The sequence below is a fragment of the Bradyrhizobium sp. 134 genome (genome assembly GCF_023074155.1).
Lineage (GTDB): Bacteria > Pseudomonadota > Alphaproteobacteria > Rhizobiales > Xanthobacteraceae > Bradyrhizobium.
Window position 1 is genome coordinate 494,346 of sequence record NZ_JADPKX010000074.1, and the last position, 20,001, is coordinate 514,346.

General features: G+C 64.4%; 12 protein-coding genes. 9 read left to right on the top strand and 3 right to left on the bottom strand.

Annotated elements, in window-relative coordinates; genetic code table 11:
• Positions 1 to 109: 109 nt before the first annotated feature.
• Positions 110 to 772 carry a hypothetical protein gene (locus tag IVA75_RS32555; RefSeq protein WP_247287850.1) on the bottom strand — a complete coding sequence of 221 codons (663 nt, stop codon included), beginning with the start codon at positions 770 to 772 and terminating at the stop codon, positions 110 to 112.
• Between the two features lie 305 nt (positions 773 to 1,077).
• Here IVA75_RS32555 and IVA75_RS32560 point away from each other — a divergent pair, with 305 nt between their 5' ends.
• The 6 genes from IVA75_RS32560 to IVA75_RS32585 are packed head-to-tail and all read left to right on the top strand — an operon-like array spanning position 1,078 to position 8,604.
• Positions 1,078 to 3,927, top strand: coding sequence for a bifunctional transaldolase/phosoglucose isomerase (locus IVA75_RS32560; protein ID WP_247287848.1), 2,850 nt, complete (start codon positions 1,078 to 1,080; stop codon positions 3,925 to 3,927).
• 13 nt (positions 3,928 to 3,940) lie between these two features.
• A complete protein-coding gene (gnd, locus tag IVA75_RS32565) occupies positions 3,941 to 4,939 on the top strand; it encodes a phosphogluconate dehydrogenase (NAD(+)-dependent, decarboxylating) (protein WP_247287846.1) in 999 nt (332 codons plus the stop codon).
• Positions 4,940 to 4,982: 43 nt separating this feature from the next.
• Complete coding sequence (zwf, locus tag IVA75_RS32570; protein WP_247287844.1) at positions 4,983 to 6,494, top strand: glucose-6-phosphate dehydrogenase; 1,512 nt, start codon at positions 4,983 to 4,985, stop codon at positions 6,492 to 6,494.
• Complete coding sequence (gene pgl, locus IVA75_RS32575; protein ID WP_247287843.1) at positions 6,491 to 7,240, top strand: 6-phosphogluconolactonase; 750 nt, start codon at positions 6,491 to 6,493, stop codon at positions 7,238 to 7,240. The genes zwf and pgl overlap by 4 nt, the downstream gene beginning before the upstream one ends.
• Entirely contained in the window at positions 7,227 to 7,757 is a 531-nt protein-coding gene (locus tag IVA75_RS32580; RefSeq protein ID WP_007595717.1) for a gluconokinase, read from the top strand. Before pgl ends, IVA75_RS32580 begins: the two co-directional genes overlap by 14 nt.
• A gap of 34 nt (positions 7,758 to 7,791) precedes the next feature.
• Positions 7,792 to 8,604: an HAD family hydrolase gene (locus tag IVA75_RS32585; protein ID WP_247287842.1), complete on the top strand. Its 813-nt coding sequence runs from the start codon at positions 7,792 to 7,794 to the stop codon at positions 8,602 to 8,604.
• Positions 8,605 to 8,608: 4 nt separating this feature from the next.
• Here IVA75_RS32585 and IVA75_RS32590 read toward each other — a convergent pair whose 3' ends face one another.
• Complete coding sequence (locus IVA75_RS32590) at positions 8,609 to 10,408, bottom strand: glycoside hydrolase family 15 protein (RefSeq protein WP_247287841.1); 1,800 nt, start codon at positions 10,406 to 10,408, stop codon at positions 8,609 to 8,611.
• 42 nt (positions 10,409 to 10,450) lie between these two features.
• The gene (malQ, locus tag IVA75_RS32595; RefSeq protein ID WP_247287840.1) at positions 10,451 to 12,412 is read right to left on the bottom strand and encodes a 4-alpha-glucanotransferase; all 1,962 of its coding nucleotides are present in this window, start codon (positions 12,410 to 12,412) and stop codon (positions 10,451 to 10,453) included.
• A gap of 204 nt (positions 12,413 to 12,616) precedes the next feature.
• Between malQ and IVA75_RS32600 the strand changes: the two genes are divergently transcribed.
• Genes IVA75_RS32600 through glgB form a run of 3 tightly spaced genes read left to right on the top strand, consistent with a single transcriptional unit; the run spans position 12,617 to position 19,999 of the window.
• On the top strand, positions 12,617 to 14,563 hold the full coding sequence (locus IVA75_RS32600) for a maltotransferase domain-containing protein (protein WP_247287839.1): 1,947 nt from the start codon (positions 12,617 to 12,619) through the stop codon (positions 14,561 to 14,563).
• A gap of 11 nt (positions 14,564 to 14,574) precedes the next feature.
• On the top strand, positions 14,575 to 17,868 hold the full coding sequence (gene treS / locus IVA75_RS32605) for a maltose alpha-D-glucosyltransferase (protein WP_247287838.1): 3,294 nt from the start codon (positions 14,575 to 14,577) through the stop codon (positions 17,866 to 17,868).
• Positions 17,861 to 19,999 carry a 1,4-alpha-glucan branching protein GlgB gene (gene glgB, locus IVA75_RS32610; RefSeq protein ID WP_247287837.1) on the top strand — a complete coding sequence of 713 codons (2,139 nt, stop codon included), beginning with the start codon at positions 17,861 to 17,863 and terminating at the stop codon, positions 19,997 to 19,999. Before treS ends, glgB begins: the two co-directional genes overlap by 8 nt.
• Positions 20,000 to 20,001: the final 2 nt, after the last annotated feature.

The following is a 20,001-nucleotide window of genomic DNA, read 5'->3' on the forward strand; positions in this document are numbered from 1 at the left end:
TTGTCTATATTGGCTCATTTCCAGAAAATGTCACTCGCTCGCAACATCCGGGCGTTACCGGGGATGCGTTCATCCGGCGCCCCATCATAGCGATCTGGGAACGGCGATCTTATGACGCTTGTACGGCGAAGCCTTGGGTGCCGCGTTCATCTTCCTGCTGCAATGCGGTGCGTGGACCGCCGGCGGCGTGACAGTCGCGGCAAGCGCGCAGCAGTGTATCAAAATCGGTCGCCAGGCCCTCCGACTGGATGACGATGCGGTCGTTCTGCCGATCGTCCTGCGCACAACGGGCCAAGCCGCGGATGGTGCAGAGCTGCCGCTGCAAGGCCGGCGTCGGCGTCAGCACGATCACCTTGCGCCCGCGGCGTTCTTCAGCCGAAATCTCCGCAATCGAGTCCCACAGCAAAAATTCATTGCCGATGCGGAGATCGCGGATGCCATAGGGGGTGACGATCACCACCGATCCCCGTTCGGCGGGGAGCATCCAGATCAGCCGACCGGTAATCAGGGCGAACACCACCACGCCAGCAGAGCCGACCGTCGTGTCGTAATCGCCAAAAGCATCCCACCAGCCCAACGCGAGTGTCGCGCTGAGCAGCGTCATGGCGAAGCCTGCTACGACCAGCAGCCGCGTTTGGGTCGTACATGGACCGATTTCGAGATCGTGGGACGCATCGACGCTTCCGGTCGACGTGACCGATTTGGGACTGTCTGTGACGGCGAGCGCCAGACGGTCATGATGTGCTTGCATGCTTTCCCCCAGCATGGCCATTCGCGACCGAGCCACGACGCATCAGGCGGACCGGAATCCGCTGATGAGTACTCCGCGCAGCCACTAGCGACGAGCCGAGGCAGCTGACGTTACGCAACGAGGCCAGGCCGATTTCTCACGGCCAACGACCTTTTACGCAACTCGGCCCCCTACGCGGATCGCCATGATCGCGACGGAGTTACACCGGAGGATATGACGCCCATACCCTTGATTGGTTCCCTCAAGGATGCATGTAAGCTAGAGGATAGCGCGTCAGGACCGGCGCGGAAACCCCTCGCCCGCAGGCTTGGAGATAAATTAGCATCATGAATCCCGTCAAAGAACTGGAAAAGCACGGACAAGCCGTCTGGCTGGACTTCCTGGCCCGCGGCTTCATCGCCAAAGGCGACCTGAAGCGGCTGATCGACACCGACGGCGTCAAGGGCGTCACCTCCAACCCCTCGATCTTCGAGAAGGCGATCGGCAGCTCGGACGAATACGACGCGCCGATCGGCAAGGCATTGAAGCGCGGCGATCGGTCGGTCGCCGACCTGTTCGAGGCCGTCGCGGTCGAGGACATCCAGAACGCCGCCGACGTGCTGCGCCCAGTCTACGACCGCCTCAAGGGCGGCGACGGCTATGTCAGCCTGGAAGTCTCGCCCTATCTGGCGATGGACACCGGTGAAACGGTCACCGAGGCACGGCGGCTCTGGAAGGACGTCAACCGCAAGAACCTGATGGTGAAGGTGCCGGCGACGCCGGACGGCCTGCCGGCGATCGAACAGCTCATCGGCGACGGAATCAGCATCAACATCACGCTGCTGTTCTCCAGGGACGTCTATCTGCAAGTCGCCGAGGCCTATCTCGCCGGTCTGGAGCAATACGTCGCAGGTGGCGGCGACCCCTCCCACGTGGCGAGCGTCGCGAGCTTCTTCGTCAGTCGCATCGACTCGGTGGTCGACAAGCAGCTCGACGAGAAGATCGCCCGCGCCAACGATCCGAGCGAGAAGGAACGGCTCGCCGCGCTGAAGGGCAAGGTCGCGATCGCCAATGCGAAGGTCGCCTACCAGGATTACAAGCGCCTGTTCTCGGGGCCGCGCTGGGAGAAGCTCGCGGCCAAGGGCGCCAAACCGCAGCGCATGCTGTGGGCCTCGACCGGCACCAAGAACAAGGATTACAGCGACGTCCTCTATGTCGAGGAATTGATCGGTCCCGACACCATCAACACCGTGCCGCCAGCGACGCTGGATGCGTTCCGCGACCACGGCACGCCGCGCGACAGCCTGGAAGAGAATGTCGACGACGCCAGGCGCGTGCTGGACGAACTGGAGCGCTCCGGCGTCTCGCTCGACGCCATCACCGAGGAGCTCGTCAAGGACGGCGTCAAGCAGTTTGCCGACGCCGCCGACAAGCTCTATGGCGCGGTCGCCCACAAGCGCGCCACCGTGCTCGGGCCCGCGATCGACCGCCAGCTTCTCTCGCTCGGCGACGGTCTCGGCAAGGCCGTGGCCAAGAGCACCGAGGAATGGCGCGCATCCGCCAAGATCCGCCGGCTTTGGCAGCGCGACAAGTCGGTCTGGACCGGCACCGACGAGGATAAATGGCTCGGCTGGCTCGACAGCGCCGCCAAGGCCGACGTGGCCGACTATGAGGATTATGCCAGCCGTGTGAAAGGCCAGAAATTCTCCGACGCCGTCGTGCTCGGCATGGGCGGATCAAGCCTCGGGCCGGAGGTGCTGGCCGAGACCTTCGGCAAGAAGCCCGGGTTCCCGAAGCTGCACGTGCTGGATTCCACCGATCCGGCGCAGGTGCGGGCGATGGAAGCCAGGATCGACATCGCCAACACTGTGTTCATCGTCTCCAGCAAATCCGGCGGCACCACCGAACCGAATGCGATGAAGGATTATTTCCACGAGCGCGTCGCGCAGGCGGTCGGGCCGAAGGTCAAGACCGGCCATCGCTTTATTGCGGTCACCGATCCCGGGTCGTCGCTGGAGAAGGCGGCGAAGACGCTGAACTACGCGCGCATCTTCCACGGCGAGCCCTCCATCGGAGGACGCTACTCGGTGCTCTCGCCGTTCGGGCTGGTGCCGGCGGCAACCGCGGGCATCGATATCAAGACCTTCGTCAAGCACGCGCTTGCGATGGCCCGCTCCTGCGGACCGGACGTGCCGCCAAGTGAAAACCCCGGCGTGCAGCTCGGTCTTGCCATGGGCCATGCAGCGCTGGAAGGTCGCGACAAGGTGACGATCCTGTCGTCGAAGAAGATCGCCGATTTCGGCGCCTGGGCCGAGCAGCTCATCGCGGAATCGACCGGCAAGGACGGCAAGGGCCTGATCCCGATCGACGGCGAGCCGCTGGGCGAGCCCGCGGTCTATGGCAATGACCGGCTCTTCATCGACATCCGTATCGAGGGTGAGGCGGACCCCGCCCATGACTCGCAGCTTGCTGCGATCGAAGCGGCCGGCCATCCCGTCGTGCGTATCGTGATGAAGTCGATCGACCATCTCGGCCAGGAGTTCTTCCGCTTCGAGATGGCAACGGCGGTCGCGGGCAGCATCCTTGGCATCAACCCGTTCGACCAGCCGGACGTGGAAGCGGCCAAGATCAAGACCCGAGAGCTCACCGCCTCGTTCGAAAAGACCGGCACGCTGCCGGCCGAACGGCCGGTTGTCAGCACCAATGAGGCCGATCTCTACACCGACGAGACCAATGCCGCGGCCCTGCGGGCCGCCGGCGCCAACGGCGACCTCACCTCGTGGCTGAAGGCGCATCTGTCGCGCTCCAAACATGGCGACTATGTCGCCCTGCTCGGCTACATCGCCCGCGACAAGGCGACGATCGACGCACTCCAGACCATGCGGCTCGAAGTGCGCGAGAAGCGAAATGTCGCAACCTGCGCCGAGTTCGGCCCGCGTTTCCTGCACTCCACCGGGCAGGCCTACAAGGGCGGGCCCGACAGCGGCGTGTTCCTCCAGATCACCGCCGACGATGCCAGGGACTTGCCGGTGCCGGGCCAGAAGGCCAGCTTCGGCGTCATCAAGGCCGCGCAGGCGCGCGGCGACTTCGACGTGCTTACCGAGCGCGGCCGGCGCGCGCTGCGGGTCCACCTGAAGGGTGGGCTCAAGAAGGGTCTCGCGGCGCTCAATGCGGCGCTCAATGACGCACTGAACTAAGGGAATTTCTCAAATGCAACTCGGCATGATCGGCCTCGGCCGGATGGGCGGCAACATCGTTCGCCGCCTGATGCGCCAGGGACATTCGACCGTGGTCTACGACAAGGACGCCAAGGCCGTCGCGGGCCTTGTCGCAGACGGCGCGACAGGCTCGGCGACGCTCGAGGAGTTCATTGCGAAACTGGAGCGGCCGCGCACGGCCTGGGTGATGCTGCCGGCCGGCCACATCACCGAGACCACGATCGATACCATCGCGGGCGTGATGCAGGAAGGCGACGTGATCATCGACGGCGGTAACACGTTCTGGCAGGACGACGTCCGCCGCGGCAAGGCGCTGAAGGAGCGCGGCATCCACTATGTCGACGTCGGCACCTCCGGCGGCGTCTGGGGCCTCGACCGCGGCTATTGCATGATGATCGGCGGCGAGAAACAGGTGGTCGATCGGCTCGATCCGATCTTCGCCGCGCTCGCGCCCGGCACCGGCGACATTCCACGCACGGAGGGACGTGAGGGGCGCGATCCCCGCATCGAGCAGGGCTACATCCATGCCGGTCCGGTTGGCGCCGGACATTTCGTCAAGATGATCCACAACGGCATCGAATACGGCTTGATGCAGGCCTATGCCGAAGGTTTTGATATCCTCAAGAACGCCAACATCGAGGCCTTGCCGGCGGATCATCGTTACGATTTCGATCTCGCCGACATCGCCGAAGTGTGGCGGCGCGGCAGCGTGATCCCGTCCTGGCTGCTCGACCTTACCTCGACCGCGCTCGCGGATAGCCCTGCGCTGGCGGAGTATTCCGGTTTCGTCGAGGATTCCGGCGAAGGACGCTGGACCGTGAATGCCGCCATCGACGAGGCCGTGCCGGCCGAAGTCCTGACCGCGGCGCTGTTCGCACGTTTCCGTTCCCGCAAGGAACACACCTTCGCCGAGAAAATACTCTCAGCGATGCGAGCCGGCTTCGGCGGCCACAAGGAGCCGAAGCAGTCGGCTGCTTCGAAGCCCAAATAGCTCGAAGCGGAAGTAAAACGTAACAAGCGAAGGCCAATAGTTCGTGACAAAAGACCCGCAGCCAAAGCGCAAGCCGGAAAATTGCGCCTTCGTCATCTTTGGCGTGACCGGAGACCTCACCCATCGACTGGTGATGCCCTCGCTGTACAATCTGGCGGCCGAGAAAATGCTGCCGGAGAAATTCTGCGTCGTCGGCGTGGCCCGCAAGGGCCAGTCGGACGACGAATTGCGCGTGAGCCTGATGAAAGGCCTGCGCGAGTTCGCGACGCGCCCCGTGGACGACGTCGTCGCCCGGCAGCTCCTGCAATGCGTCACCTTCGTGGAGGCCGACGCAAAGGACCCGCCGTCATTCGATCGCCTGCGCGCGCATCTCGATCAGCTGGAATGCTCGGAAGGTACCGGTGGCAACCGGCTGTTCTACCTTGCGACCCCGCCGGCCGCATTCGCGCCGACCGCGCGCGAGCTCGGCCGCACCGGCATGATGAAGGAGAACGGCGCGTGGCGGCGGCTGGTGATCGAAAAGCCGTTCGGCACCGATCTTGCGTCGGCGCGCGCGCTGAACACCGAACTCCTGAAGATCATGGACGAGCACCAGATTTACCGGATCGATCACTATCTCGGCAAGGAGACGGTGCAGAACATCCTGGTGCTGCGCTTTGCCAACGGCATGTTCGAGCCGATCTGGAATCGCAACCATATCGACCACATCCAGATCACGGTGGAGGAAAAGCTCGGCGTCGGCCATCGCGGCGGCTTTTACGACGCCACCGGCGCGCTGCGCGACATGGTGCCGAACCATCTGTTTCAGTTGATGTCGCTGGTCGCGATGGAGCCGCCGGCGCGTTTCGACGCCCATTCCGTGCGCTCCGAGAAGGCCGAGATTCTGACCTCGATTCAGCGCCCGAGCGAAGATGAAGCGCTGAAGAGCTCGGTGCGCGCCCAATATCTCTCGGGGCGCATCGGCGACGATGAGATCCCGGACTATCGCAAGACCGAGGACGTCAAGCCCGGCAGCACCACCGAGACCTATGTCGCGCTGAAGCTGATGATCGACAATTGGCGCTGGGCCGGCGTGCCGTTCTATTTGCGCACCGGCAAGGCGCTCGGCCACAAGCGCACCGAGGTCGCGATCAAGTTCAAGCAGGCACCGTTGTCGATGTTCTCAGGCACCGCTGTCGATCGCCTCTCCCAGAACTTCCTCACGATCGGCATCGCGCCGACCGAGACCATCGAGCTCCAGTTCAACGCCAAGATCCCGGGGCCGAGCGTCACCATCGACGGCGTCGAGATGAAGTTCCGCTATGGCGACTATTTCCGGGCCGATCCCTCGACCGGCTACGAGACGCTGATCTACGACTGCATGATCGGCGACAACATCCTGTTCCAGCGCGCCGACGGCATCGAGGCCGGATGGCAGGCGGTGCAGCCGTTCCTGGACGCCTGGAAGAACGCGGGCAGCAACGGCATCGAGACCTATCAAGCCGGCAGCGACGGCCCCGCCTGCGCCGATGAATTGCTCCGCCGCGACGGCCGAAGCTGGCGGAAGTTTTCGTGACGGCTGCGGGACAGCCGAAGCTGATCGTCGAGGCCGACGCCGAGGCTCTCGCGCGGGCCGCGGCCGAGCGGGTGATGGCGCGAATCGCGGCCAATCCCGGGCGCATCGCGATATGCCTGACCGGCGGCTCCAGCCCGAAGAAGCTCTACCAGCTTTTGGGCAGCGAGGTCTGGCGCGAAAAAATCCCGTGGGAGCGCGTGCACTGGTTCATCGGTGACGAGCGCTTCGTGCCCGAAAGCGATCCCCTCAACAACATGGCGGTCGCGCGCGCGACCTTTCTCGATCGCAACGCGCCCTCCGGCCATGTTCACCCGATCCCGACGACGGCTGACACCCCCGATCAGAGCGCCGAGCCCTATGCGCGCGAGCTGCAGGCTTTCTACGGCGCGGAAAGCCTGGATCCGGCGCGGCCGCTGTTCGACATGGTCTTGATGGGCGCAGGTCCCGACGGCCACACCGCTTCGCTGTTCCCGGGCTATCCTGCGATCGAGGAGACCGAGCGCTGGGTGGTCGGCGTCCCCAAAGCCAATGTTGCCCCCTTCGTGCCGCGGGTCTCGCTCACCCTGCCTGCGCTGGCGTCCTGCCGCGAAATGCTGTTCGAGATAGCGGGGCACGACAAGCAGCCGATCTTGACGCGCCTGCTCAATGGCGAGACTCTGCCGGCCGTACGCGCGCGCTCGAATGGCGAGACCGTCTGGCTGGTCGACCAGGCCGCGCTTCCGGGGGGAATTCGTGACGGGCGTTGAAGCACCTTGTGCATTGATCGTGATGGGCGTGTCGGGCTCGGGCAAGAGCACGGTTGCAAAAGCGTTGGGCGAGCGCCTCGGCTGGCGATTCGAGGACGGAGACAGCTTTCATCCCGCCAGCAATGTCGAGAAGATGCGGGCCGGCCATCCCCTCACCGACGAGGATCGCTGGCCCTGGCTCAACGCCATCGCCGACGAGATCGCGCGGGTCTGTGACAAGGGCGAGCACGTGATCATCGCCTGCTCGGCGCTAAAGCATACTTATCGGGATGTGCTGCTGCGCGGACGCGACGACGTCCGCTTCGTCTTCCTAAGGGGCACGAAGGAGCTGATCGCCGCCCGCCTCGCGCAACGCAAGGGGCACTTCATGCCGCCCGGCCTGCTGACGAGCCAATTCAACACGCTAGAGCCGCCGGAGGCTGGCGAGCACGTGATCACCGTCTCGATCGACGAATCCGTGGAAGCGATCGTGGACGGCGCGGTGCGGCAGTTGAAACTGGGCGGCGCGAAACGCTGAGGCCAAACACCCAAGAAACACCCAAGGGACCGTCATGACAAAAATCTCGCTCGTCGTCTCCGACGTCGACGGTACGCTGCTGACCAAGGACAAGACGCTGACCAACCGCGCGAGGTCAGCGGTGCAGCGTCTGCACCAGGCCGGCATCGGTTTCACGATTACGTCGAGCCGCCCCGCGATCGGCATGCGCTTCCTGATCGAGCCGCTGGCGCTCTGGCTGCCGGTCGGCCCGTTCAACGGCTCCTCGATCGTCGACCCCGAGATGAATCCGGTCGAGCAGCATCTCATCCCCGCCGGCGCGGCCGAGCGAAGCTTGCAAATTCTCCGGGACTTCGGCGCCGACATCTGGCTGTTCACCACCGACAAATGGCTGATCGACAGGCTTGATGGCCAATACGTCGCTCACGAGCAGCATACGATCCGCTCCGATCCGACCATCGTCACGGATTTCTCGCCGTATCTCGCCAGCGCCTGCAAGATCGTCGGCGCCAGCGCCGATGCGGCGGGCCTCGAGCGTTGCGAGAAGGCGATGCAGAAGGCGCTCGGCAGCGAGGCGATGGCAGTGCGTTCGCAAACCTACTACCTCGACATCACCCCGCCCGGCTTCGACAAGGGCACATTCGTGCAAGCCATGGCCAAGCGCCTCGGCATTTCAACCGACGCGGTCGCCACCATCGGCGACATGCAGAACGACCTCGCGATGTTCCGCGTCAGCGGCACCTCGATCGCGATGGGCAATGCGGCCGACAACGTCAAGGAGCAGGCGACCCACGTCACCGCGACCAACGAGCAGGACGGTTTTGCGGAGGCGATGGAGATGATCTTGAAGCGGAACGGGGTCGCCTAGGTCACTACTTCGACCGCTGCATCGCGGGCTTCTGGCTGCCCTGCCTTGCCGCCGACAGATTATGCGCGGTGTTGACCAGCGCGATGTGAGTCAGCGCCTGCGGGAAATTGCCGGTCTGACGCTTGGCGCCTGAATCATATTCCTCGGCCAGCAGCCCGACGTCATTGGCGATACCGACCACGCGGTCGAACAATATCTGCGCCTTGTCGAGATCGCCCGACAGCACATGGGCATCGGCCAGCCACAGGCTGCAGGCAAGGAAGGCGCCTTCGAGCGGCGGTTGCCCCGCAGGCACCTCGCGGGGATCGTGCCGCAGCACGAAGCCGTCGCGCAGCATGTGGTTTTCGACCGCCGCGATGGTGCCGCGAATGCGCGGATCCGACGCTTCCAGGAAGCCGACGGCCGGCAGCAGCAGCACGCTGGCATCGAGCAGCTTCGAGCCGTAGGACTCCACGAAGGCATTCTCCTCCACGTCGAAGCCCCTGTTGCAGACGTCGCGATGAATGGCGTCGCGCAAGGTGCGCCAGTGCAGCAGGGGCGCCTTGAAGCCGAAGGTCTCGGCGCTCTTGATGCCGCGGTCGAAGGCGACCCAGGTCATCACCTTGGAGAAGACGTAGTGCTTCGGCTCTCCGCGCCGCTCCCAGATGCCATGATCGGGCTGGTCCCAGACTTCGGCGAGGTGCTTGAGCACGGCGCATTCCAGCGCCCAGCTCTCGTCATCGAGCTTGAGCTTGGCCATCCGCGATTGGTGGAAGGCGTCGATCAGTTCGCCGTAGACGTCGAGCTGGAGCTGCGCATGCGCGGCATTGCCGACGCGCACCGGCTGCGCGCCCTCGTAGCCGTCGAGCCAGGTCGCCTCCCATTCCAGCAGCCGCCGCTGGCCCCAGATGCCGTACATGATCTGCATGTTCGACGGTGAGCCTGCCGCCGCACGCAACAGCCAATTGTGCCAGGCCGAGGCTTCCTCGGTGTAACCCGAGTTCATCAGCGCCAGCAGCGTGAAGGTGGCATCGCGCAGCCAGCAGAAGCGGTAGTCCCAATTCCTGGCGCCGCCAAGCTTCTCCGGCAACGAGGTGGTCGGCGCCGCGACGATGCCGCCGGTCGGACCGAAGGTCAGCGCCTTGAGTGTGATCAGCGAGCGCACGATCAGGTCGCGATAGTCGCCATCGCGATTGCAGTGGCTGCACCAGTCCTGCCAGAATTTTTCCGTCTCCTGAAGCGCGAGCTCCGGGTCGATCGGCGGGGGTGGCTCGAGATGCGAGGGGCCGTAGGTCAGCACGAACGGCACGGTCTCGCCGGCCTTCACTTCGAAATCGGAAACCGTGGTCAGATCCTCGCCGCGGGTCTGCGCCGGCGTCCGCAGCACGGTCATGTCCTGCCCGGCGACCGCCAGCAGGGAATGGTCGATCCGCCGCACCCACGGGATGTCGACTCCGAAGCCGAAGCGGATGACGAGCTCCATCCGCATCTTGACCGTGCCGCTGACTCCGCGGACCAGCCGCACGATGTCGGAGGCCTTGCCGCGCGGCGGCATGAAGTCGATCAGCGCAACGGTGCCGCTCTTCGTCTCGAAGCGCGTTTCGAGGATGAGGGTGTCGCCGAGATAGCGGCGCGACGTCGCGGTGACGTCCTCGCCCGGCGCGATCAGCCAGCGGCCGTTCTTGTGCGTGCCGAGGAGCGCGGCGAAGCAGGCATCGGAATCGAAGGCCGGCCAGCACAGCCAGTCGATCGAGCCGTTGCGGCCGACCAGCGCCGCGGTCTCGCAGTCGCCGATCAGCGCATAGTCCTCGATTTTCTGAGACAATGTCGTGCGAGCCTCGAAAACGACGTCCGGAGACCCCGGCGATCAACGCCCGCCGGGCAACGAGCGTTCCCGTGTCGCGGCCTTCAAAGCCGCGAGATCGACTTTCGAGGCGATCTTGTCGAGCGTCACGGGCAGGCGCTGGCGCCAGTTCGGATGCTCGTCGATCGTGCCGGGAATGTTGGGCTGGTCGATCACGCCGAGCAGATCCTCCAGCGACACCGCAAGCAGCCGCGAGGGCGTGCGCGACAGGAAGGCGAGCACCGAATAGACATCATTGGCACGGATGCCGTTGGCACGCAGGATCTCGTCGAGCAGGCCGAGCGCATCCCAGCGGGCCTGATCGTTCTCGCCGGGATCGAGCCCGAGCGAGCGCTTCATCTTGAGATCGCTGAATGAGCGCCAGCCGGCATAGGTCGACAAATCATGGGTGTTCAGCGTCACCAGCGCGTTGGGCCGGTAGTGATCGACGGGCCGGAAGTGACCGGCATCGTCGCGCTCGAACATCATGACGAGGTAGGACCAGATACCGAAATCCTGCATGGTCTCGCGAAAACCTTCCGGCACCGTGCCGAGGTCCTCGCCGATGACGATGCACTTATGGGCCGCGCTCTCGCGCGCCACGGTCGCCAGCAGCGCCTCGAACGGCATCTGCACATAGGCGCCATTGTCGGGCTTGAAGCCGCGCGGCACCAGATACAGCCGCTTCAGGCCCAGCACGTGATCGAGACGGATGGCACCGGAATGGCGCATCGATGCCGCGAGCATATCGGCGAACGGCACGAACGACTGCGCCTCCAGGCCGCCGGCGTTGAACCCGGCAAGGCCCCAATCCTGGCCGATGGTGTTGAGCACGTCCGGCGGCGCGCCGACCGCGAGATGACGGGAAATCGCCCCCTGCTCATTCCAGGCATCGAAGCCGTTCGACTGCACGCCGACAGCAACGTCGAGATAGAGCCCGACCCGCATGCCGAGCTGGCCGGCCAGCTCCTTGGTGGCATGCAATTGGCTATCGGCGGTCCATTGCACGAATTCGACGAACTCGACCTCGTGCTTGTCGGGGCCATTGCGCAGCTCGGCGCATTTTGTCTCGTCCGGCTGCTGCCATTCCATCGGCCATTCCCACCACGGCGCCGCGAAGCGATGACGGAGCACCTCAAAGCAGGCAAAACGGGACAACAGCGGCGCGCGAGCCGCGCGGAAGGCGTCGAACTGGTTGCGGCGGACGCCGCTCGCGGTTTTCACGAAGCTGTCGAAGGCGGCACGCAAGGCCAGCCATTTCAAGGCCGCCATGTCCGAATAGGGCACACGATCACCGTGACGGAGCCGCGCGGCGGTCGCGGCCGCGTCGGGGACGAGGTCGGGCGAAAATTCCGGGATCGCCTCGACGTCGATATAGAGCGGATTGAGAAACAGCCGGCTGTTCGGCGAATAGGGGCTGCAATCGGCCGGATGGTCGTCGAACAGCACATGCAGGGGATTGAGCCCGACGCCGTCGGCTCCCAACTGCTTGGCGAGCCGGACGAGACCGGCGAGGTCGGTGAAATCACCGATGCCCCAATTGCGGTCCGAGCGGACGCTGTAGAGCTGCACGGCAAGCAGCCAGCCGCGGTCGAAATCGCCGCCAAAGGCCCGCTCCGGCGCCACGATCATCGGCACCTCTTCGGTCACGCCTTCGGCATCGGTCAGCGTCAGGCGGTGATAGCCGAGCGGCAGGCCGGCGGGCCAGGCAATCACGGGCTCGCGCGTCTCACCTTGCGCGATCAAACTGCCGTTGCCGGTCATCTTCCATTTGAGCGGCGGCGCACCGATCGTCACCAATTCGGTGCGCGGCTGTCCCAAGGCGCGCACCACCACGGGCCCGCTGACGAAGCGGTAAACCCGCTTCTCAGGCAGGGCATCGAGGATGGATTTGAGGGCCACGGGATCGGTGACCCGCAGCTTTCCGAGGGCATCGACGAATTCGGATTGAACGCCCTTGATCCGGGCTTGAGCTAAAAGATCCATTCGGCACGCAGCTTGCAAGCCATTCTCTGGCCGGGGGAATTGATTTTAACGAGGTCACGGAAGAGGTTAGTCTGGGTTAACTCGCAAACCGCGCCTGCCGTTCCCCAGGGAACCAATGACACACAAGCGGCTTTCTATATAGGTATCAAGCGTAGGTTCCCGGCAAGGGAAACGGGCTCCTGCTTTCTTGTCAATGGCATCACCGTGAACAAGACAATTCAAACTGTCGAGAGTGCCGCAGCCGGCAGCACTTTCCTCATCGAAGACGTCTATCCCCTGATCGACGGCGGGCGCTTCGCCGTGAAGCGGATCGCGCGCGAACCGGTCGAGGTCTGGGCCGACATCTACCGCGACGGCGACGCCGTGATCGGCGCAGCGCTGATCTGGCGACAAGAGCAGGACCGCGAATGGCAGAGCGAGCCGATGATCCCTCACGGCAATGACCGCTGGTCCGGCGCGTTCACACCCGTCGAGCCCGGCAAATATGTCTATGCGATCGAGGCATGGACCGACGAGTTCGCCACCTGGTCGCACGCGATCACGCGCAAGCAGCGCTCCGGTGCCGACGTCACCCTCGATGCGATCGAGGGCGCCGGCCTTCTGACCAAGGCGCATGGCGCGCAGCAGGACGCCGCCGCCGTCATCGTCAGGCAATGCGAGGACTATCTTCAGACCGGCGACGTTGCCCCGCTGCTGGCAACCGAACTCGGCGCAGCCATGGCCGAGAGCCAGTCGCGGCTCGACCTGACGCGCTCGGCGCCCTTCCCGCTCGTCGTCGACCGCGACAAGGCGCGCTTCGGCGCCTGGTATCAGATGATGCCGCGCAGTCAGAGCGTGGTGTCAGGACAGCATGGCACGCTCCGCGACTGCATCGCGCGCGTGCCCGACATCGCCGCGATGGGCTTTGACGTGCTCTACTTCACGCCCATTCATCCCATTGGCCGCACCCGGCGCAAGGGCCGCAACAACACGCCGGTGGCGACTGAAGGCGATCCCGGCTCGCCTTATGCGATCGGCGCCATTGAAGGCGGGCACGACGCGCTGCATCCCGAACTCGGCACGATCGAGGATTTTCGCGCGCTGGTCGCGACCTGCCTGGAATACGGGCTCGAGCTCGCGCTCGACTTCGCCGTGCAATGCTCGCCGGACCACCCGTGGCTGACGCAACATCCGGAATGGTTCAAATGGCGCCCGGATCGCTCGGTGCGGACGGCTGACGGGCCCTATTCCGATATCGTGATCCCCGATTTTACGTCCGTCGACCGGGTTGGACTATGGACCGCGTTTCGCGACGCCTTGCTGTTCTGGATCGACCACGGCGTCACCATCTTCGCCATCGACAATCACGACACCGCGCCGCTCGCCTTCTGGGAATGGCTCATCCGTGACATCCGCCGCCGGCATCCCGAGGTAATCCTGTTCTCCAAGACGTATGCCCGCCCGAAGCTGATGAAGGGCCTCGCCAAGCTCGGCTTTGCACAATCCTTCAGCTATTTCCCCTGGCGAACGGCGAAGTGGGAGCTGGAGCAATATCTCGGCGAGCTGACGCGCTATCCCGAACGTGACTTCTATCGGCCGAACCTGTTCGTGAGCACGCCCGACCTGCTGCCCTATCATCTGCAGGGCGGCGAGACCTGGGCGTTCAAATCGCGCGTCGCGCTGGCCGCGACGTTGTCCGGCAATTACGGCGTCTACAGCGGGTTCGAGTTGCTAGAGCACGACGCGATCCCGGGCCGCGAGGAGTATCTCGACTCCGAGAAATACCAGATCAAGCAGCGCGACTGGGACAAGCCCGGCAATATCAAGACGTACATCACGGAGCTCAATCGCATCCGCAACGAGAATGCTGCGCTTCAGCAGGCGGCGAACCTGCGCTTCCTCGGCATCGAAGACGACGAGACGATCGCCTTCGTCAAGGAAGCGACCGACCCGGCCAACATCGTCGTGGCCGTGGTTGCGCTCTCGCGCCACGTACGCGAATTCTGGTTGCCGCTCGGCGACATCACGGTTGACGCCGGCGGGCAGCGACACCACGTGTCGGCACTCGAAAACCTCCTCACCGGCGAACAGGCCCGCATCGAATGGGGCGGGATCAAATTGCGTATCGATCCCGAGCGCGATCCGGCGCTGCTGTTCCGCTGCCTGGCGTAAGGGCGCACGCCATGAACGTATTGTCTTCCGTCGACACCAAGAAAGCCGAGGCTGCCGAGATCGTGGATGAACTCTGGTACAAGGACGCCATCATCTATCAGCTTCACGTCAAGGCGTTTGCTGACAGCAATCATGACGGCATCGGCGATTTCGCAGGGCTGACCGAGAAGCTGCCTTATCTCCAGGAGCTCGGCGTCACCGCGCTGTGGCTGCTGCCGTTCTATCCTTCGCCCGGCCGTGACGACGGCTACGACATCGCCGACTACGGCGCGGTCAACCCCGATTTCGGGACGATGAAGGATTTCAAGCGCTTCATCCAGGAAGCGCAGAAACGCGGGCTGCGCGTCATCACCGAGCTCGTCGTCAACCACACCTCGGACCAGCACAATTGGTTCAAGCGCGCGCGCCGCAGCCCTCCGGGCTCGAGCGCCCGCAACTGGTATGTCTGGAGCGACACCGACCAGAAATACCAGGGCACCCGCATCATCTTCACCGACACCGAGAAGTCGAACTGGACCTGGGATCACGAGGCCGGCGCGTTCTATTGGCACCGCTTCTTCTCGCACCAGCCGGATCTCAATTTCGACAATCCGCGCGTCGTCAGCGCCCTGATCCAGGTGATGAAGCGCTGGCTCGATGCCGGCGTCGACGGCTTCCGTCTTGACGCCATTCCCTATCTCTGCGAGCGCGAAGGTACCTCGAACGAGAACCTCCCCGAGACGCATGCCATCATCAAGCGGCTGCGCCACGAGCTGGATTCCTACTCCAAGGGCAAGCTGCTGCTGGCCGAAGCCAATCAATGGCCGGAGGACGTGCAGGAATATTTCGGCCGGGGCGACGAGTGCCACATGGCCTATCACTTCCCGCTGATGCCGCGCATCTACATGGCGATCGCCCAGGAGGACCGTTTCCCGATCACCGACATCCTGCGCCAGACGCCGGACATTCCGGCGAGCTGCCAATGGGCGCTGTTCCTGCGCAACCATGACGAGCTGACGCTGGAGATGGTGACCGACGTCGAGCGCGACTATCTATGGACCACCTACGCCAACGATCCGCGCGCCCGCATCAATGTCGGCATCCGCCGCCGCCTCGCGCCGCTGATGGACAATGACCGGCGCAAGATCGAGCTGATGAACTCGCTGCTGCTGTCCTTCCCCGGCACGCCGATCATCTATTACGGCGACGAGATCGGGATGGGCGACAACATCTATCTCGGCGACCGCAACGGCGTGCGCACGCCGATGCAGTGGAGCCCGGACCGCAACGGCGGCTTCTCGCGCTGCGACCCGGCGCGCCTCTACGCACCGCTGATCATGGATCCCGTCTACGGCTACGAATCGGTGAACGTGGAGGCACAGTCGCGCAGCCTGTCCTCGCTGCTCAGCGCGACCAAGCGCCTGATCTCGGTGCGCAAATCGACGCTCGCCTTCGGCCGCGGCACCATGACCTTTATCCGCCCGGCCAACCGCGCCGTGCTGGCCTATGTACGGCAGTACCGCGACGAGGTGATCCTCTGCGTCGCCAATCTGTCGCGCGCGGCCCAGGCGACCGAGCTCGATCTGTCGCCCTGGAAGGACCGCATCCCGCAGGAGATGCTCGGCCGCACGCGTTTTCCGGCGATCGGCGAACTGCCCTACATGGTCACGTTGGGGCCCTATGGCTTCTACTGGTTCCAGCTCACCGAGCGCGACAAGTCCGAGCCGGTGACGCCGCGCGCAGTTCCGGAATTCGAGACGCTGGTGGTGCCGGTGAACTCGACCTGGGTGTCGCTGGCGCGCGAGCGCGGCGTGTTCGAGCACGAGGTGCTGCCGGGATTCCTGTCGCGCACGCGCTGGTATCCAGAGCACAATCCCAAGCAGATCAAGCCGACGCTGACCTCGGCGGTGCCGTTCTGCGACATCGGCGACAACAGGCCCTGGATCGCGTTCTTCGAGGTGGCGCAGGGCGACGTCACCACGCGCTACGTGCTGCCGATGCAGATCGAATGGGTGCGCTTCGACCGCGAACGCTTCAATCCTAGAGCGCTCGCCGCCGTGCGTCAGGGCGCCCGCGAAGGGACGCTGCTGGATGTGGCAACCGAGCAGATCTTCATCGGCCTGTTCCTGCGCAACCTGTCGCAGAACCTGGTGGTGGAAGAAAACAATCTGCGGCTGGAGTTCAAGGCGACCAGCCGGTTTGCCGAGTACACCATCAAGGAGCCCGAACGCATCCGCGCGATCGAGCAGTCGAACAGCACCGCGCTGGTCGACAACCAGTATGTCGCCAAGATCTATCGCCAGCTCGAAGCCGGCATCAATCCCGAGATCGAGATCGGCTCCTACCTCACCGAAATCGCCCGCTTTGCCAATACGCCGGCACTGCTCGGCAGCGTCGAGCTGGTTGAAGACGACCGTCGCAGCGCAGTCGGCGTGCTGCACGCCTATGTCGAGAACCAGGGCGACGGCTGGGGCGTCACCGCGGGTTATCTCGACCGCTATATCGACGAGCAGCGGGTGCTGCCACCGGGCGAGATGCCCCGCGAGACCCAGGAGCAGGCGCCCTATCTGCACTTCATTACGCAGATCGGCCGACGGCTCGCCGAGCTGCATGTGGCTCTGGCCGCTGCAAAGCCAGGCGATCTCGCGCCGGAGGCGATTGGCTCCGCACACGTCAAGCGCTGGTCATCGGAGCTCAAGACACGGGCCGAGCGGGTTTTCGAGCGGCTGGCCGCCAGCAGCGACGGCCTGCGGGAGGCAGATCGGCCGCTGATCAATCAGCTCGCCGCGCAGCGCGCGTCCCTATCCGGCCGGCTCGATGCGCTTTTACCTTCCGAGATCGGCGGGTTGAACATCCGTCATCATGGCGACTTCCGCCTCGGGCAAACTCTGATCGTGAAGGACGATATCTTCATCATCGACTTCGATGGAGATCCGCGTTTGCCGCTGGCCGACAAGCGGCGCAAGCTGCCTGCGGCGCGCGACGTTGCCGGCCTGATCCGCTCAATTGATCTTTCGGTTAACGCGGCGCTCCACCGCGCGCTCGCCGGTGCTTCCGACGAACAGGGCCGGCTTACGGCTGCGCTGGACGAATGGCGCGAGCGCACCACCGCGACGTTCCTCACCGCCTACCGCGAAGCCATGAGCGATCGGCGGCTGTGGCCGGAAGATCCGCAATCCGCGGCAGGCCTGTTAAGGTTTTTCCTGCTTGATCAAGCGTTTGAGGAAGTAGAGTACGAGCTGTCCCACCGGCCTGAGGGGCTCCATGCGCCGCTGTCCGGACTGCTTCGCATTCTGTCCAGTATCGAGAGCGAAGCCCATGCCTAAACTCCCTGCCGAAGCCTATGCAATCATCGAGGGTCGCCACTCCGATCCGTTCCACTATCTCGGGCTGCATCCCGAGGGCGATAAGAGCGTGGTGCGCGCGTTTCTTCCTGATGCCTCCAACGTCGAGGTGGTGGGCGAGCACGGCGAGGTGGCGAAGCTAGATCGCGTTCATGATTCCGGCCTGTTCATCGGGGCTCTGCCGAACGGCGCGAAGCACTACCAGCTTCGCGCGAAGTTCGGCGACAACGTCATCGAATTCGAGGACACCTATCGCTTTCCACCGATCCTGACCGATTTCGACCTCTATCTGCTCGGCGAAGGCACCCACCAGCGCCTTTACGACAAGCTCGGCGCGCATCCGATGCGGCTCGAAGGCATCGATGGCATCGGCTTCGTGGTGCTGGCGCCCAACGCCCGGCGCGTCTCCGTGGTCGGCGACTTCAACTTCTGGGACGGGCGGCGCCATCCGATGCGGGTGCGCGGCGCTGGCTATTGGGAATTGTTCATCCCGCACGCCAAGGCCGGCGACCACTACAAGTTCGAAATTATCGGACCGCATGGCCATCTGCTCCCGCTGAAGTCCGATCCGATGGCCTTTGCAAGCGAGGTGCGGCCGAAGACCGCCTCCATCGTGTTCGACGAGGCGCATCTGCCCCGGCCGCGACCGGCGCCCGACGGCATCAACGCATTGTCCGCGCCGATGTCGATCTACGAGGTCCATCTCGGCTCATGGCGGCGCAAGAACGGCAATGAATGGCTGACCTATCGCGAGCTGGCCGAGCAGCTGCCGGCCTACGCCCGCGACATGGGCTTCACCCATCTCGAATTCCTCCCCGTAAGCGAGCATCCTTTCGACGGCTCATGGGGCTATCAGCCGACTGGCCTGTATGCGCCGACCAGCCGCTTCGGCACGCCGGAGGATTTTGCCGCGCTGGTCGATGCCTGCCACCGCGAGGGCGTCGGCGTGCTGCTCGACTGGGTGCCCGGCCACTTCCCGGACGATCCGCACGGGCTCGGCAGCTTTGACGGCACAGCGCTGTACGAGCACGCCAACCCGCTCCAGGGCCGGCATCTCGATTGGGGCACGCTGATCTACAATTACGGCCGCACCGAAGTGACGAACTTCCTGGTGTCGAACGCGCTGTTCTGGCTCGAGCGCTACGCGATCGACGGGCTGCGCGTCGATGCGGTCGCGTCCATGCTCTACCTCGACTACAGCCGTCCGCCCGGCGCGTGGATTCCGAACCAGCACGGCGGCCGGGAGAACATCGAGGCGATCGCGTTCCTGCGTCGCTTCAACACCGAACTGTTCGCGCGCTTCCCGCAGGCGACCACGGCCGCCGAAGAGTCCACCGCCTGGCCGCAGGTCTCGCGTCCGGTCGAGTTCGGCGGGCTCGGCTTCGGCTACAAGTGGAACATGGGCTGGATGCACGACACGCTGAACTACATCAGCAAGGATCCGATCCACCGCAAACATCATCACGGCGACATCCTGTTCGGCCTACACTACGCCTTCTCGGAGAACTTCGTCCTGCCGCTGTCGCATGACGAGGTCGTGCACGGCAAGCGCTCGATCCTGGGGCGCATGCCCGGCGACGAATGGCAGCGCTTCGCGAATTTGCGCGCTTATTACAGCTTCATGTTCGGCCATCCTGGCAAGAAGCTGCTGTTCATGGGCGCCGAGATCGCGCAAAGCCGCGAATGGAATCACGACCAGTCGCTCGATTGGCACTTGCTCGAGTACAAGCCTCATTCAGGCATCCAGGCGCTGATCCGCGATCTCAACCGGCTCTATCGCGCGGTGCCCGCGCTGCACCAGATGGACTGCGAGCAGGCCGGCTTCGAGTGGCTGATCACCGACGATGCCAGCCGCAACGTGTTCGCCTGGCTGCGCAAGGGGTTTGACGAGCATGCCCGGTGCATGGTGATCGTCAACTTCTCACCCAACGTCTATCGCAACTACCGGGTTCGCGCGCCGCTCGGCGGCAAGTGGAAGGAAGTGTTCAACTCGGACTCCGCCCATTACGGCGGCAGCAATGTCGGCAACATCGGCGAAGTCCACGCCGTCAATGGCGAGCTCCGCCTCACCATTCCGCCGCTCGCCGCGATCTTCCTCGTTCCGGAAAGCTGAAC

Excerpts from the sequence above, each read along its gene's own strand:
- malQ (WP_247287840.1), bottom strand. The coding sequence starts at position 12,412 with ATGGATCTTTTAGCTCAAGCCCGGATCAAGGGCGTTCAATCCGAATTC.
- IVA75_RS32585 (WP_247287842.1), top strand. The coding sequence starts at position 7,792 with ATGACAAAAATCTCGCTCGTCGTCTCCGACGTCGACGGTACGCTGCTG.
- gnd (WP_247287846.1), top strand. The coding sequence starts at position 3,941 with ATGCAACTCGGCATGATCGGCCTCGGCCGGATGGGCGGCAACATCGTT.
- glgB (WP_247287837.1), top strand. The coding sequence starts at position 17,861 with ATGCCTAAACTCCCTGCCGAAGCCTATGCAATCATCGAGGGTCGCCAC.
- IVA75_RS32560 (WP_247287848.1), top strand. The coding sequence starts at position 1,078 with ATGAATCCCGTCAAAGAACTGGAAAAGCACGGACAAGCCGTCTGGCTG.
- IVA75_RS32555 (WP_247287850.1), bottom strand. The coding sequence starts at position 772 with ATGGCCATGCTGGGGGAAAGCATGCAAGCACATCATGACCGTCTGGCG.
- treS (WP_247287838.1), top strand. The coding sequence starts at position 14,575 with ATGAACGTATTGTCTTCCGTCGACACCAAGAAAGCCGAGGCTGCCGAG.